Below are 11,724 nucleotides of genomic sequence, written 5' to 3'. Positions count from 1 at the left end.
CGCTACTTCATCGGGGCCCGTCGGTCCTGTCGGTCGGGTTCTTGGGCCGCTTGTTGGGCCGGTAGCTGGGGCCGTTCATGATGACCTGGTGGCTGGTGTTGATCAGCCGGTCCAGGAGCGATTCGGCGACGACGGGTTTGGGAAGAGCGGATACCAGTCGCTGGGAGCCCGGTTGCTGGTGATGATCAGGGACCGGCCCTGCCGCTCGCTGACCAGCTCGCAGAGGTCGTCGGCTTGGGCTGCGGTGAGCCGGCACATCGCGAAGTCGTCGAGGATGAGGGCGTCGGGGCGGACCAGCTCGCGCATCCGCTTGTCCCAGGTGCGGTCGGCGTGGCCGCCGGCCAGCTCGGCCAGGACACGGCTGGTCTTGGTGAAGCGGACGTCCGCACCCTGGCGGATCGCGAGGTGGCCCAGGGCCTGGGCGACGTGTGTCGACGTCCGCTCCACCGCCACGATGGTCCAGGTTTTCCACGAGGGCGAGCTGGTCAAGACCCACGCCGCCCTCGAACAGGGCAAGCGCACCGACAGAGGCGACTAGCCGCCGGAGAAGATCGCCTTCCAGATGAAGACGCCGATCTGGTGCCGCACCCAGGCATCCGAGGTCGGCGACCCGTCCTACCGCACCATCAAGGGCATCCTGATCGCCGGCACCGAGACCGACCCCGAGCCGGAGACCGGCGACGCCGGAGCGGCGGCCTTCCTGCACGGGCCCCAGGGCCTGTTCGCCGCCACGATCCCCATGCAGACCACGGACGAACTCCACCGCGACCAGGACCGCGCCGACGCCGAGGAGACCGTGCGATGAGCGTGATGGACACCGCCCTGCGCGAATCGCTCAAGGCGCTTCGCCTCTCCGGCAGGCCGATCGAGCCGGTCACGTACGGCAAGGTGTCGGGCAGCGCATCCTTGCCGAGCAGTGCCTTCGCCACGCCGGCGCCCCAGGCGGCCTATCACTGGGTCCTTCAGCCCAACCGTCCCGCGCCGGTCAGCCGCACCCGGCTGCCGTCGCTTCGGGAGTCGGACCTGGCGGTGGAGGAACGGGCGGCCATTGAGGCGGCCCGCGACACCGGCCGGCCTCTGGCCGAACGCGCCTTTGCCCGTGGTGCCGCTCGGGCGATCGGCTGGGTCCTGGGGTTCGCTCCCCTCGACGACTGAATCTCCTCCCGTGCGCTACGGCCCGCAGGCGGTGCCAGGATCCGCCGGGGCTTGCGAGGCGGGCGCCGGACGACGGCCGGGTCGTCGACGCAGCCGCTACGCGGCACCCGCACACACCATCGCGTGAGCGACGATTTCCAGGCAAGGGGCGCAGTAGTGCTCCGGGACGGCTTCGCGACTGCCCAGCAGGGCCGGATCGAGGGGCAGCGGGTGGTACCCGCAGACCGCGACCAGCGCGCCACCGGTGCGGACCGCGTGCCAGCGCAGGACGGGCGCCCGGTCGTCGAACACGGGCTCGGCGTGCATCTCGTACATGACCAGCTCCCCCCTGCGGCCCGGCGGGCGGGCCCGGCCACCGCCTCCGGGCGGTGGGAAAGTCGGCTGTCGTTCCTTGAGCCTAAGCACGCGCGCGGCCGAGGCCCGAGTGGGATCGCCCGACCGGGTGAACGGTCGGCAGCTGCGGAAGCGTTTGATCCCACACCTTGTGCTTGCCGACCGGCCCCGGGCAGCGCCACGCCCGAGCGGGCACCCTCGCCACCGCCGCGCCAGGATCGGGACGCTCCCCTGGTGACGTGCGCCGGACCACCTCGCCGGGCCTCGGGAGCGATCCCGCTCGTCTGCGGTACCCGGGGTACGCGATGACCGCCGACGTGCCGCACTATGCGCCGGGCGGGTCCGCCTGGGCCACGTTCGTCGGCGGCAGGGCCGCGCTGGTTCTGCCCCGCCACGAGGCCCGTACCCTTGCCAGCTCCCGCCTGGCTGCGGAGATCATCTTCGACCGCGGGCTGGGCGACCTGCTCGTGGTCCGCACCGCCGGTCACAGCGCGGTCGCTGACTTCATCGACACCCGCGTACGGCACACCGTCGACCTTGCTGCTGGAGCGCTCCCGCGTTCTGGCCGCCGCCGCGGTGGTCGGTCTGTCCTACCGGCTCGCCGACGGCACCGCCCACCTGGTCGCCGACCGCGGCGTGGACCCGCCCGTCGCCGCCCCGGCCGTAGCGGCCACCCCGAGGACGTCATGCAGTCTGGGCGTGGCCACGCGGGCCCGCCGTGAGGTGCCCCATCCGCTTCGCCGACCGACAGTGCCGTCCGGGGCAGCGCGCACGCTGCCGTAGACAGTGAACACCTCGTTGGTGCCGGTGATCTCCAACAGTCGTCTGACCTGGGGCGAAAGGGCGGTCGGCACCCGCTCCGCACCGCACTCCGGCGTTCAGGCACGTGGAGTCGCAGAAGCCGGACCAGCCAAGTCGATCACCAGGCGCGGCGGACGGCGGGCCACCGCGCGCTCGAGCGCGCGTTCCAACCGGCGGCGCTGGTCCTGGTCGACCTTGCTGTCGAGGTGGGCCACCTTCGCGGCGCGCCGGGCAGCGTCGTGCTCGTGATCCGCAGGATCGGCACCTGAGGGCGATGTTCTCGAAACGGGAGACGTTTCGGGACATGAGCGGGCTCCCTTCCTTGTGGGGAAAAGCTGTCTGGCGCAACCAAATACGCGCCCTGATGTCACCGCTGCGGCTTCGACGGAACGGCAGGGCAGCCAGTCTTGATACCGCGACCGAGTTTTGAGTTGCCGATTCCGGGCACCCGCTGTGGCCATCAGAGCCTCAGGGAGGATCCGATGTCCACAGGAATGCTTATTGCGATCATCGTTCCCATTGCGGTTGTTCTCATTCTGTTGGCCGTTGCAACGTGGTATCTCATCCAGCGCCGCCGGCTCCAGGAACGCTTCGGACCCGAATACGATCGGACCGTCCAGCGCTCAAAGAGCAGGTTCGCCGCAGAGCGGGAGCTGCATTCCCGCGAGCAGCGCCACGACCAACTCGATATCAAGCCGCTTCCGGACGCGATGCGGGACCGGTATGTCAAGGACTGGACGCAGGTCCAGCGGCAGTTCGTGGACCGGCCAGGCGAAGCGGTGCAGCAGGCCGACAGGCTCGTGACCGTGCTCATGCATGAGCGCGGATACCCGACGGAGGGCTACGAGCAGAAGGTCCGGGACCTGTCCGTGGAGCATGGACGCACTTTGGAGCACTTCCGGGCGGCTCACGCGGTGAACGAGCACATCCGTGATCACGACGCGACCACTGAGGAGCTCCGCGGCGCGATGGTGCACTATCGCGAGCTCTTCGACGACTTGCTCGGTGACGGTCATCGCGGGTCCGCCAGCGGCCGGAGGTGAGACGGCGTCGGGAATGCGTAGAGCGGTAGTGCCCACCAATACGATGAAAGCGAATCAAGCAGATGAAGCACCACGGCAGCATCCGGAATGACGAAGAGCGCCTGACTACCGAGGATCTGGCCCGCTCCTCCGAGACGGGGCAGGAACCCGTGGGTCAGGACCGGCAGGAGACGGAAACGGCGGAGGACAGGCCGGTGTACCCGGGCGAGGCCACCGGTGGACTCGCCGATGAGGGCTCCGGGACAAGGGAGGAGGAAGCCGGGCCGGCGGAGTACGGGGAGGCTGAGGGCCGGGAAACCGCGGACGCGGGCGGAACCCCGGGGGAGCGGGAGACTGCGGAACAGCCGAGCGAGCGCACCCAGGGCGCTGGTGAGGAGCCGCTGTTCGCCTCGGAGGACGAGCATGAGTTCAGGTCCCGCTGGCAGGAGATCCAGAGCCAGTTCGTCGACGATCCCCAGGAGGCGGTGCGCTCGGCGGATGCACTGGTCGCCGATTTGATGCAGCGCCTGGCTGCCTCCTTCTCGGACCACAAGCGAGGCCTGGAGCAGCAGTGGAACCGTGGGGGCGAGGTGCAAACCGAAGACCTGCGGCTGGCACTCCAGCAGTATCGCTCCTTCTTCAACCGGCTGCTCAGCAGTTGAGCCCGGTCGCAGGTGCCCGGGACGAAAGCCCGCAACGTGCGTCCCGTGCTTTGCGGGCTCGCACGGAGTGGCGGGGTCGATCCAGCGGCCGCTCGTGCCACCGCCTGCAGGTGACGGTAAGCCGGTCCCAGCCGATGGTGAAGTCGGGAAATCCTCAAACGCCACCGGGAGGCTGCCGGCCGGCTGGCGGTCACGGCGCCTGGGTGTCGGCTGGCGGCGGCTCGGGGGTCTCGTCGTCCTCGGCGTTGGCCCGGACGTCCTTCGGTGTGGGGGCGACGATGTGGCGTTCCTCTGCGGACCGCTCTCGTGTCTTTTCGTCAGGCTGTGGAGTGTCGTTCTTCTTTCGAGTGTTCATGGCCTCGTCCTCTCGTGAGGTCTGGCGGATTTCGGTGCGCACATGATGTCGTGCGTCTGTTCGTCCGTGGGAAAACAATTCGCCGTCACGCCCGCGTCGGCGGGCGAGAAGGCAGCGGAGGGGCTCCTCTCCGTACAGGGCGGCGAGCACGGCGGTTCCGGCGCTGACGCCGGCGGGTTGCGGAGGACAGCGGCGATCAACGCGGGCAGCAGCCCGTGTCTGAGGTCGCGCGTGGTGGTATCCGCACGTCCCGTCCCGGGCCGGTCGGCTGCCACGGCGTGGCTGCCCTGGTCACCGGAAGCTATCGCCCGTACCCGGCGCAGTTGGCTGAGGCCCACATGGCCGCTTCCCTTCGTCGGGCTTTTGTTCGCGGATGCCCACCCGGGTGGGGCTTATGCGCCCCAGGACAACTGGGCCAATTGATTGACACCGGTAGCTCGGAGGGGGCGGGGTTGCCTAGGGGCCCCGGCAGCGGCGCGAAGACCAGCCGGGAGAAGCACCGCAGGCCGACCAGCGTGGCCGTGGTGAAGGCCGTGCCCGGCAGCAGGCCGCGCCACGGTACCCGCCCGCCGGGCAGGAGGTGCGGAAGCCACCAGAACAGCAGCAGGCCTCCGATCAGCGTCGCGAGGATCCTCAGGACGGGCTGGGCGGCCGTGTGACGCCACGGCACGTCGCTCCAGGCGGCGATGACGAGATACGCGGTCGCGCCGCCCAGCGCCGCCGCCTGCCGCCACGTCTGGTGCCACCCACCAGCGTGAAGCCGCCAGATCAGCTCGTAGACGGCCTGGATCGCGCCGGTGAGGGAGATCCCGAACGCGGCGACGGAGGCAAGGCCGAAGGCGGCGGTGATGCTGAGGATCTGCCCGTGAGAGCTGGACAGCGTACTGACCGTCCGGCTGCCGTGCGGCGACAGTCCAAGGCCATCGGTGATCCAGTCTGTGATGCCGTTGCCGCGGGAGGACGAGGCGATCACCATGACATGCGCAACGGCACCAGGGCCAGGAGGAACAGCGCGGCGACCGCCAGCGACCGGTGCAGCAACGAGATGTCCCGGCCGGGCTGCCAAGCCCTCCGGGACACCTTCCTCAGCCGATGGCCCCGCAGGAGAGGGGATCCACGCCGATCGCGCGGCCTTCGCCCCCGCGGTGTGTGGCTGTCATCGTCCCCAGGGGAAGGACTTTCGGGCGTCCGCCCGTGATCCACCACTCATCCCGGAGAGATCCGGCCGCGCCACCCGCCGCTCTCGAGGCCGCGCTCCTCGATGAATCCCTTGAAGCGCTTCAGGTCGCCCTTCACCCGCCGATCGAGCACACCGAGCGCGTCCGCACTCCTTTCCGCCATCCCCTCCGGTTCGAAGTCCATGGCCACCTTGACCCGCGTGTGATCCGCGTCCAGGCGCTGGAACGTCACCACGCCCATCTGCGTGACCTCACCGGAAACGGTGCGCCACGCCACTCGCTCGTCGGGCAACTGGTCGACGATCTCGGTGTCGAACTCGCGCTCCACACCGGCGATGCTCGTCTTCCAGTGGTTGTGTCGGTCGTCGATCTGACGGACCTCCTCGACGCCTTCCATGAACTGCGGGAACTCCTCGAACTGGGTCCACTGGTTGTACGCCGTGTGCAGCGGCACCTCGACGTCGATCGACTGCGTCACCATACTCATGGGACACCTCCGGGATATGGGGACCACCGCCTCGGCGGTCCGGTGGAAGCTGGCGCGGTCCGGCCCGAGCATCCCTGACGGGCGCTCGGATGAGCCGGGCCGCGCTGCTCGGTGTCAGTGCCTTGCGGCATCCTTGATCTTCTCCATCGCCTGCTTGGTGTCGGCCTAGGTCCGCTGGGTCTTCCCTTCGGCGGTCATCCGTCGGTCACCGACGGCCTTGCCGGCGGTCTCCTTTGCCTTCCCTTTCAGCGCTTCGGTGGCGTTCCGCCTTGTGTTTCGCGCCCAATGAGCACCGCCTTTCGCATCCTCGCGCAGCCGAACGGCTTGCAGGTCCCGGCGTGAACGCATCCAAGTCAACTAAGCCGCTTGTCATCAGCGGTACCCACGGCCGCCGAACCCGTGGAGAGCAAAGCCCAGGACACCCAGCACCAACACGGCGAGGGCGACCCACCACAGCAGATGGACCGCGAATCCCGCACCCCCGAGCACGAGAGCCAGCAGCAGGACCAGAACTAGGAGCAACATGATCCACAACCTCCTTCATCACCCACCGCGCCTGCCCAGTTCAACGGGGCCTACACCGCCCCGGCCGCACGGGGGGCGGTCTTTCCGACCGGGCGCTGGAAGGATCTCCCGAGCAGCTTCGCTGCGGAGATACATCAGTCAGTGGGACAGATCGCGAACCGCGCGAGGCAATGAGTCTCGCCGGAGTCCAACCGGGTGCTCGCAGGCAAAACAAGCCGGTCGGGGGCATGTCATTGACTGTCTTGGTGTCGAAGGTCGCGGTGGCGTCCACGATCGCGTCGGCGCGTACGGGGCCGTTGAGGGCGAGGAAGTTGTAGGTGTCGCAGGTGTAGAAGCGGCTTGGGCGGCCGGTGGCGATCCGGGGCTCGGGGACGGCTGCGAGCACGGTGGTGGCGACGGCTCGGTGTTCGGGGTGGACGTCGTTGAGCGGGTGGGTGATGACGATCTCCGGCTGCGTCTCCAGCAGCAGTTGCTGCACGGTGGCGTGGTCGAGCCGGGGGACCTGGTGCAGGTCGGCGCCGAGGGGCGCGGCGCCCTTGCGGGCCTCGGCGTCGCGGATTTTGTCGCGGTGCGGGACGGCGATGGTGACGGCGGCAGATCGGGCGTGGAGCGCGAGGGTGGCGCCGGCCCACAGTTCTGCGTCGTCGGGGTGCGCGAAGGCGGCGAGTACCGAGCCCGGCACGGCACCGGTCACCACAGTCCCAGCTTCTCGACGACGTCGGCGGGCTTGGGCAGTTGGGGGCTCGCCTGGCCGCTGAGGGCGATGGGCACGTCCAGGTCGCGGCGCACCGTGATCACCTCCTCCCAGCGGAGCACGTCGGCCCAGGCGGTGGTGATCGCGGTGCCCTTGGCGCCGGTCAGCCGCCCGGAGCCGGGCAGGTCGCGCAGCCGCATGCCGTCGCGCAGCAGGGTGGCGGCGACCTTCGGGCCGATGCCTTTGACGCTGGGGATGTTGTCGGACTTGTCGCCGGTCAGGGCGCGGAAGGCCGGCCACTGGGCGGGGGTGACGCCGTACCGGGCGACGACCTCGGCGTCGGTGATGATCCGCTGGGACGACTCCCGGGAGCGGCTGAGGATCCGCACATGCTCGTCGAGGAGCTGGTAGAAGTCCATGTCCCGCGACATGATCAGGACCGGCCGGGAAGCGGCGGCCTGGGTGGCGAGGGTGGCGATGACGCCGTCGGCTTCGGCGTCGTCGACCTCGACCCACCGGATCCCGTGCGCGTCCAGGCCGTCCTTGACCGGGGCGAGGAACTGCAGCGGCTTGAGCGCCTCCGGTGTCGCCTCCCGGTTCGTCTTGTACTCCTGGTCGGTGGCCACGCGGTCGGCCGAGCCGTGCTCACCGTCGAAGACGACCAGGACCTCGGGCTGTGCGACGTCGAGGTCATCACGGATCGCGGCTCGCAGCAGGGCGAAGAACGCGAACAGGCCGGTCAACTCGCGGCTCTTGTCCCGGGAGAAGATCGGGGCGGGGAATCCGAAGGTGCCGGCCCACAGAAGGTTGAATCCGTCGACGAGCAGCAACGGCACAGGGGTTGCTGTGGTTTCGGGCATCACGACACCGCCTCCAGGAAGAAGCCAGCGATTCGGCGCGGCTGGAACTCGGCCGCTCTCCGATACACGGTCTGTGTAGTCGCGGCGTACAGTATGTCATCCTCCAGAAGGGTCTGTGCCGCCTGAAGACGGAACCGGCTACGGCCGGTGAACGGAAGCGGGTACGCAAGCCCGGCCGCACACCCAAGGCCGCCGCCGGGACCAAAACCACCTCCACCAAGCCCGCCACACCCCCCCCGCCAAGAAGCGGGTCACTGCGAACAAGGGGGACCTCGACCAGCTCACGAAGGCCGAGCTCTACCAGCGGGCGACCGAGCTGGACATCCCGCACCGCTCGACGATGAACCGCGACCAGCTCCAGGAAGCCGTCCAGAAGGGTGGGCGCAAGCGCCTGCGCGCCGCCTCCTGAGTCAGGGAGGCGAACACGATGGCACAGCCACCTGATCCCGTCACCCTGCTGGCCTTCGGGCACGGCCTCGCGACGCGTGACCAACTGGCCTCGCTCCTTCACCACGCGGGTGTGCAGGTCGTGGTAGGCGTACGGACCGCTCCCGGCAGCCGCCGCAACCCGGACGCGGGACGCGGGGCGCTCGCCTCGTGGCTGCCCCAGCACGGCATCGACTACCGGTGGGAGCCGCGATTGGGCGGCTTCCGCAAGGCGGCCCCGGAGTCCCCGGACACCTTCTGGGAGAACACCTCGTTCCGCGGATACGCGGGCTACAGCCGCCATCCCGACTTCATCGCCGCCATGGACGAGCTACTGACGAAGGCCTCTGTCACCCGCACCGCCGTCATGTGCGGCGAAACGCTCTGGTGGTGCTGCCATCGACGGATCATCGCCGACTTCGCCGTACTGGCCCGATGTGCCCGGGTACAGCATCTGGCGCACAACGGACGCCTGACGGAACGCCGACCAACGGGCGGAGCCCGCCTGCGCGACGACGGGCTGCTCGTCTTCGACGGCCAGCCAGGGCCCTCTTCAGGGGGTCTTTCCGAATAGCCCGCAGGCGGATGCGCGCACGCCAGGTCCGATCGGGTCAGCGACCGGCGAACCGCTGCTGACACCCGTATCGCCCGTGGATCGCACGGCGGGGCAATGGCCGCCGTTTGACGGATATGCAGGCCGGGCCGAATGTGAACAGGTACCGGGCGGGAAGCGATCCTGGCCGAGCGCGGGCCGACGCTGCGTTCCCTGACAGGAGAGGGACTGGTCGACGATGTCGGACAAGACAGCCAAGCAGATCGCCGAGTTCATCAGGCCGCTGCAGGTGAAGCCGGGGTCGGAGATCGATGTGGTCGAGGACTTCGATCCTCGGTACAGCGCCGGTATGAAGAAGCGCGATGGTGTCGAACTCCTGCGCACCGGCGTGGCGCTGCTGGCCGAGTACCAGAATCGGCTGGCCGCCGAGGCCAGGTACGGCGTCCTGCTCTGTCTGCAGCGGATCGACGCCGGAGGCAAGGACAGCACCATTCGTCACGTCATGAGCGGAGTGAATCCGCAGGGCGTCAGGGTGAGCAGTTTCAAGGTTCCTTCGGCCGAGGAGCTCGAGCATGACTACCTTTGGCGCTACTCCCAACGGCTGCCAGCCCGCGGGGAGATCGGGATCTTCAACCGCTCCCACTACGAGGAGGTCCTGGTGGTGCTGGTCCACCCCGAGTACCTGGACCAGCAGAAGCTCCCTGCCGAGGCGAAGAGCCCCGGGGTCTGGGAGCGCCGCTACCGGGAGACCAACGACTGGGAGCGCTACCTCACCGACAACGCCTTCAAGGGCTCCCTGGTACGTCGTCCCGGGCGACCGGAAGTGGTTCGCGCGCTTGTGCGCAGTGGGGATCCTCATCCGCGCCCTGATGGAAATCGACCCGCAATACCCCATGGTGGATGAGAAGGCCCGCAAGGAACTGCTCGCCGCCAAACGCCTGCTGGAGACGGAGGCTACCGAGGGCGCCGAACCTCGATGACACTCAGTGGGCGTCCCGTGGGATGCGGTGTCCCGTTCGATGTCTGTGTGGCGGTGCCGTTCTGAAACGGTCGGTCTCGCCTGCACCAGAGCTTGGCAACACCCACGAATGCGCGTCCTCCACCCAAGGCGGATCGTGGAGAGATGGACGAGATCCCTAAGCGCTGGGTGCTGACGTTTCCCGGGCCCCAAGGCGCGCACGGCGAGCAGACAGTCATCGCGGTGCACTTGCAGGCCGGTGAGATCGGTCCGCACGGCCACCTCCTATACGCGGACGACCGGGGGATCCTCGCGGAGATCACAGCGGACGGCGTGGTGTTCCTCATGGAGAGCGACGGCCTGCCCGAGCCAGGGACACCACCGCACGCACACCCGCTGCCCTGAACTGGTGGCCGCGCCCGGCCGCCCGAGGGGCTGGTGACTGCCGACCGGGTATTTACACATTGCATGGTCCAGTCCCGGCATCGCCGCCCCGCTGCTGCGGATCACCATCGCACGGACTCCTGGCGGGGCCGAGGTCGTCCGCCTCGATGACGAGGTGGATCAGGACCAGCGCGTCCGGCTGCAGCGCGCGCTCGAACGGGCGGTGGGCGTCGAGCTGGTGCTGGCCGGGCTGTCGTCCCAGGCCAGGCGGCTGCTGGAGATCACCGGTACCGACGAGATATTCACCGTTCGCGCCGCACTTGCCGGAAACGGTGAGGCCGTCGTGGACAGGCCCTCGCGCTATGCGCTGACCCTGCCCGGCACGCCCGGTGGGCACGGCCGCCCGAGGTCGTCGTCGTTCACTTCACCGGCGAGCTGACGGCCGATGGCGTGCCGATGCACGCGGACGACGCCGGCACCTTCCGGGTGGAGATCGACGGCGAGACGGCCCGGCCGCTCGCCGCCCCGGCCGGGCCGGGCGAGGCTGGAATACGTGCTTTCACGCCGTCCCCATGCATGCCGTCCCATGCCCTGACCGAGGAACCGGACGGGGGTCAGTCCCCGGCGAGGCCGATGAGCCGGGTGTACCGTTCGCAGTCCTCATATGCCGACGCCCACTCACGCGGTTCCGTTCCAGCGGGCGTATCCGCGAGGAGACGCACGAAGTACGACTCCTCGCCCACGGTCAGCACGCGCATCCGCCGACCGGGCGCCACGGTCTCTTGCAGGATGTCGCCCACGCAGTAGGCCGGGGAATCAATTCTCATCCCCTCATGGTGCCCCAGCGCCCGCGGCCCGGCAGGGCCCACGCCTACGGCAGGCGCCGTTCGCGTGAGCGTGCGCTATCAGCTCTCGCTGCTGACGGGGCCGCTCACCGTGTCGTCCTGGTCCGCCAGCACGACGTCCTGCGCCCGCCTCGCCCATTCGCGGTCACCCTTCCGGTTCAGGAAGTGGAGGGATGCCTGGCGGCTTTGCTCCGCGGCAGTGCGGGTCGGGGCACGGTTCGGGCTGCCACATGCTGGTGCGACGGTCGCCCAGGCCGACGACGTCGGCGAGAACCCAGCTGCGCGGATGACCGCAGGCCGGGCACGGCTGCGCGCGGGTGCGGGCCAAGTCCGCTCCGGGAACAGGTTCGGTGGTCACGGTGGGCCTCCTGACAAACCGGGAACCGCGGGTGTGTCGGCAACGGCCCAATTTGAGGCCGGTCTCAACGGTTCAATCGTCGGCCATCGTGCGCTCTCGCTGGCTCAGTCGTTGTCGGCGGCGGTGGG

General features: G+C 69.2%; 17 protein-coding genes and 2 pseudogenes. 9 read left to right on the top strand and 10 right to left on the bottom strand.

All coding sequences use genetic code 11. The annotated features are described in order from the left end of the window. Positions 1-102: 102 nt before the first annotated feature. Complete coding sequence (locus ACIRYZ_RS42785) at positions 103-447, bottom strand: ATP-binding protein (RefSeq protein WP_402954069.1); 345 nt, start codon at positions 445-447, stop codon at positions 103-105. A gap of 115 nt (positions 448-562) precedes the next feature. On the opposite strand from ACIRYZ_RS42785, the gene ACIRYZ_RS42780 reads away from it, so the two are divergent. Next, positions 563-805, top strand: coding sequence for a hypothetical protein (locus tag ACIRYZ_RS42780; protein ID WP_402954068.1), 243 nt, complete (start codon positions 563-565; stop codon positions 803-805). After that, on the top strand, positions 802-1,155 hold the full coding sequence (locus ACIRYZ_RS42775; RefSeq protein ID WP_402954067.1) for a hypothetical protein: 354 nt from the start codon (positions 802-804) through the stop codon (positions 1,153-1,155). Before ACIRYZ_RS42780 ends, ACIRYZ_RS42775 begins: the two co-directional genes overlap by 4 nt. A gap of 96 nt (positions 1,156-1,251) precedes the next feature. Here ACIRYZ_RS42775 and ACIRYZ_RS42770 read toward each other — a convergent pair whose 3' ends face one another. Next, complete coding sequence (locus ACIRYZ_RS42770; RefSeq protein WP_402954066.1) at positions 1,252-1,470, bottom strand: hypothetical protein; 219 nt, start codon at positions 1,468-1,470, stop codon at positions 1,252-1,254. Positions 1,471-1,865: 395 nt separating this feature from the next. Between ACIRYZ_RS42770 and ACIRYZ_RS42765 the strand changes: the two are divergent. The 3 genes and pseudogenes from ACIRYZ_RS42765 to ACIRYZ_RS42755 form a co-directional block, all read left to right on the top strand. After that, positions 1,866-2,145: pseudogene (locus ACIRYZ_RS42765) on the top strand (hypothetical protein); the annotation flags it as partial. A gap of 626 nt (positions 2,146-2,771) precedes the next feature. After that, a complete protein-coding gene (locus tag ACIRYZ_RS42760) occupies positions 2,772-3,332 on the top strand; it encodes a hypothetical protein (protein ID WP_402954065.1) in 561 nt (186 codons plus the stop codon). Between the two features lie 62 nt (positions 3,333-3,394). After that, complete coding sequence (locus ACIRYZ_RS42755; protein WP_402954064.1) at positions 3,395-3,973, top strand: hypothetical protein; 579 nt, start codon at positions 3,395-3,397, stop codon at positions 3,971-3,973. A gap of 190 nt (positions 3,974-4,163) precedes the next feature. On the opposite strand, the gene ACIRYZ_RS42750 is transcribed toward ACIRYZ_RS42755, so the two are convergent. The 7 genes and pseudogenes from ACIRYZ_RS42750 to ACIRYZ_RS42720 all read right to left on the bottom strand — a co-directional run bounded on the left by ACIRYZ_RS42750 (position 4,164) and on the right by ACIRYZ_RS42720 (position 8,072). Then, positions 4,164-4,328 (bottom strand): hypothetical protein, encoded by a 165-nt coding sequence (locus ACIRYZ_RS42750; RefSeq protein WP_402954063.1) that lies wholly within the window; start codon positions 4,326-4,328, stop codon positions 4,164-4,166. A gap of 301 nt (positions 4,329-4,629) precedes the next feature. Beyond that, positions 4,630-5,304, bottom strand: a complete 675-nt coding sequence (locus ACIRYZ_RS42745; RefSeq protein ID WP_402954062.1) for a hypothetical protein — start codon at positions 5,302-5,304, stop codon at positions 4,630-4,632. A gap of 230 nt (positions 5,305-5,534) precedes the next feature. After that, positions 5,535-5,993, bottom strand: coding sequence for an SRPBCC family protein (locus tag ACIRYZ_RS42740; protein ID WP_387622044.1), 459 nt, complete (start codon positions 5,991-5,993; stop codon positions 5,535-5,537). Positions 5,994-6,161: 168 nt separating this feature from the next. Continuing rightward, positions 6,162-6,242 (bottom strand): annotated as a pseudogene (locus ACIRYZ_RS42735) (CsbD family protein); the annotation flags it as partial. Between the two features lie 123 nt (positions 6,243-6,365). Beyond that, positions 6,366-6,518, bottom strand: a complete 153-nt coding sequence (locus ACIRYZ_RS42730; RefSeq protein WP_402954061.1) for a hydrophobic protein — start codon at positions 6,516-6,518, stop codon at positions 6,366-6,368. 40 nt (positions 6,519-6,558) lie between these two features. Beyond that, on the bottom strand, positions 6,559-7,212 hold the full coding sequence (locus ACIRYZ_RS42725) for a PIG-L deacetylase family protein (protein WP_402954060.1): 654 nt from the start codon (positions 7,210-7,212) through the stop codon (positions 6,559-6,561). Beyond that, positions 7,209-8,072 carry a 5'-3' exonuclease H3TH domain-containing protein gene (locus ACIRYZ_RS42720; RefSeq protein WP_402954059.1) on the bottom strand — a complete coding sequence of 288 codons (864 nt, stop codon included), beginning with the start codon at positions 8,070-8,072 and terminating at the stop codon, positions 7,209-7,211. The genes ACIRYZ_RS42725 and ACIRYZ_RS42720 overlap by 4 nt, the downstream gene beginning before the upstream one ends. Before the next feature lie 427 nt (positions 8,073-8,499). Between ACIRYZ_RS42720 and ACIRYZ_RS42715 the strand changes: the two genes are divergently transcribed. From ACIRYZ_RS42715 to ACIRYZ_RS42700, 4 genes are all read left to right on the top strand, one after another. Beyond that, positions 8,500-9,072: a DUF488 family protein gene (locus tag ACIRYZ_RS42715; RefSeq protein WP_402954058.1), complete on the top strand. Its 573-nt coding sequence runs from the start codon at positions 8,500-8,502 to the stop codon at positions 9,070-9,072. A gap of 217 nt (positions 9,073-9,289) precedes the next feature. Beyond that, positions 9,290-9,955, top strand: coding sequence for a hypothetical protein (locus tag ACIRYZ_RS42710; protein ID WP_402954057.1), 666 nt, complete (start codon positions 9,290-9,292; stop codon positions 9,953-9,955). Positions 9,956-10,174: 219 nt separating this feature from the next. Further along, entirely contained in the window at positions 10,175-10,414 is a 240-nt protein-coding gene (locus ACIRYZ_RS42705; RefSeq protein ID WP_402954056.1) for a DUF6296 family protein, read from the top strand. Between the two features lie 154 nt (positions 10,415-10,568). Then, on the top strand, positions 10,569-10,832 hold the full coding sequence (locus ACIRYZ_RS42700; protein WP_402954055.1) for a hypothetical protein: 264 nt from the start codon (positions 10,569-10,571) through the stop codon (positions 10,830-10,832). A 175-nt stretch (positions 10,833-11,007) separates the two neighbouring features. Here ACIRYZ_RS42700 and ACIRYZ_RS42695 read toward each other — a convergent pair whose 3' ends face one another. Next, positions 11,008-11,220 carry a hypothetical protein gene (locus ACIRYZ_RS42695; protein ID WP_402954086.1) on the bottom strand — a complete coding sequence of 71 codons (213 nt, stop codon included), beginning with the start codon at positions 11,218-11,220 and terminating at the stop codon, positions 11,008-11,010. Positions 11,221-11,724: the final 504 nt, after the last annotated feature.

Origin of the sequence: Kitasatospora sp. NPDC101155, assembly GCF_044768305.1 — a bacterium.
In the GTDB taxonomy this organism is placed as follows: Bacteria; Actinomycetota; Actinomycetes; order Streptomycetales; family Streptomycetaceae; genus Kitasatospora.
The sequence above is the reverse complement of the archived record's forward strand: the minus strand, read 5'-3'. Positions and strand labels throughout refer to the sequence as shown.

Excerpts from the sequence above, each read along its gene's own strand:
- ACIRYZ_RS42780 (WP_402954068.1), top strand. The coding sequence starts at position 563 with ATGAAGACGCCGATCTGGTGCCGCACCCAGGCATCCGAGGTCGGCGAC.
- ACIRYZ_RS42775 (WP_402954067.1), top strand. The coding sequence starts at position 802 with ATGAGCGTGATGGACACCGCCCTGCGCGAATCGCTCAAGGCGCTTCGC.
- ACIRYZ_RS42770 (WP_402954066.1), bottom strand. The coding sequence starts at position 1,470 with ATGTACGAGATGCACGCCGAGCCCGTGTTCGACGACCGGGCGCCCGTC.
- ACIRYZ_RS42760 (WP_402954065.1), top strand. The coding sequence starts at position 2,772 with ATGTCCACAGGAATGCTTATTGCGATCATCGTTCCCATTGCGGTTGTT.
- ACIRYZ_RS42755 (WP_402954064.1), top strand. The coding sequence starts at position 3,395 with ATGAAGCACCACGGCAGCATCCGGAATGACGAAGAGCGCCTGACTACC.
- ACIRYZ_RS42750 (WP_402954063.1), bottom strand. The coding sequence starts at position 4,328 with ATGAACACTCGAAAGAAGAACGACACTCCACAGCCTGACGAAAAGACA.
- ACIRYZ_RS42745 (WP_402954062.1), bottom strand. The coding sequence starts at position 5,304 with ATGGTGATCGCCTCGTCCTCCCGCGGCAACGGCATCACAGACTGGATC.
- ACIRYZ_RS42740 (WP_387622044.1), bottom strand. The coding sequence starts at position 5,993 with ATGAGTATGGTGACGCAGTCGATCGACGTCGAGGTGCCGCTGCACACG.
- ACIRYZ_RS42730 (WP_402954061.1), bottom strand. The coding sequence starts at position 6,518 with ATGTTGCTCCTAGTTCTGGTCCTGCTGCTGGCTCTCGTGCTCGGGGGT.
- ACIRYZ_RS42720 (WP_402954059.1), bottom strand. The coding sequence starts at position 8,072 with ATGCCCGAAACCACAGCAACCCCTGTGCCGTTGCTGCTCGTCGACGGA.
- ACIRYZ_RS42715 (WP_402954058.1), top strand. The coding sequence starts at position 8,500 with ATGGCACAGCCACCTGATCCCGTCACCCTGCTGGCCTTCGGGCACGGC.
- ACIRYZ_RS42710 (WP_402954057.1), top strand. The coding sequence starts at position 9,290 with ATGTCGGACAAGACAGCCAAGCAGATCGCCGAGTTCATCAGGCCGCTG.
- ACIRYZ_RS42705 (WP_402954056.1), top strand. The coding sequence starts at position 10,175 with ATGGACGAGATCCCTAAGCGCTGGGTGCTGACGTTTCCCGGGCCCCAA.
- ACIRYZ_RS42695 (WP_402954086.1), bottom strand. The coding sequence starts at position 11,220 with ATGAGAATTGATTCCCCGGCCTACTGCGTGGGCGACATCCTGCAAGAG.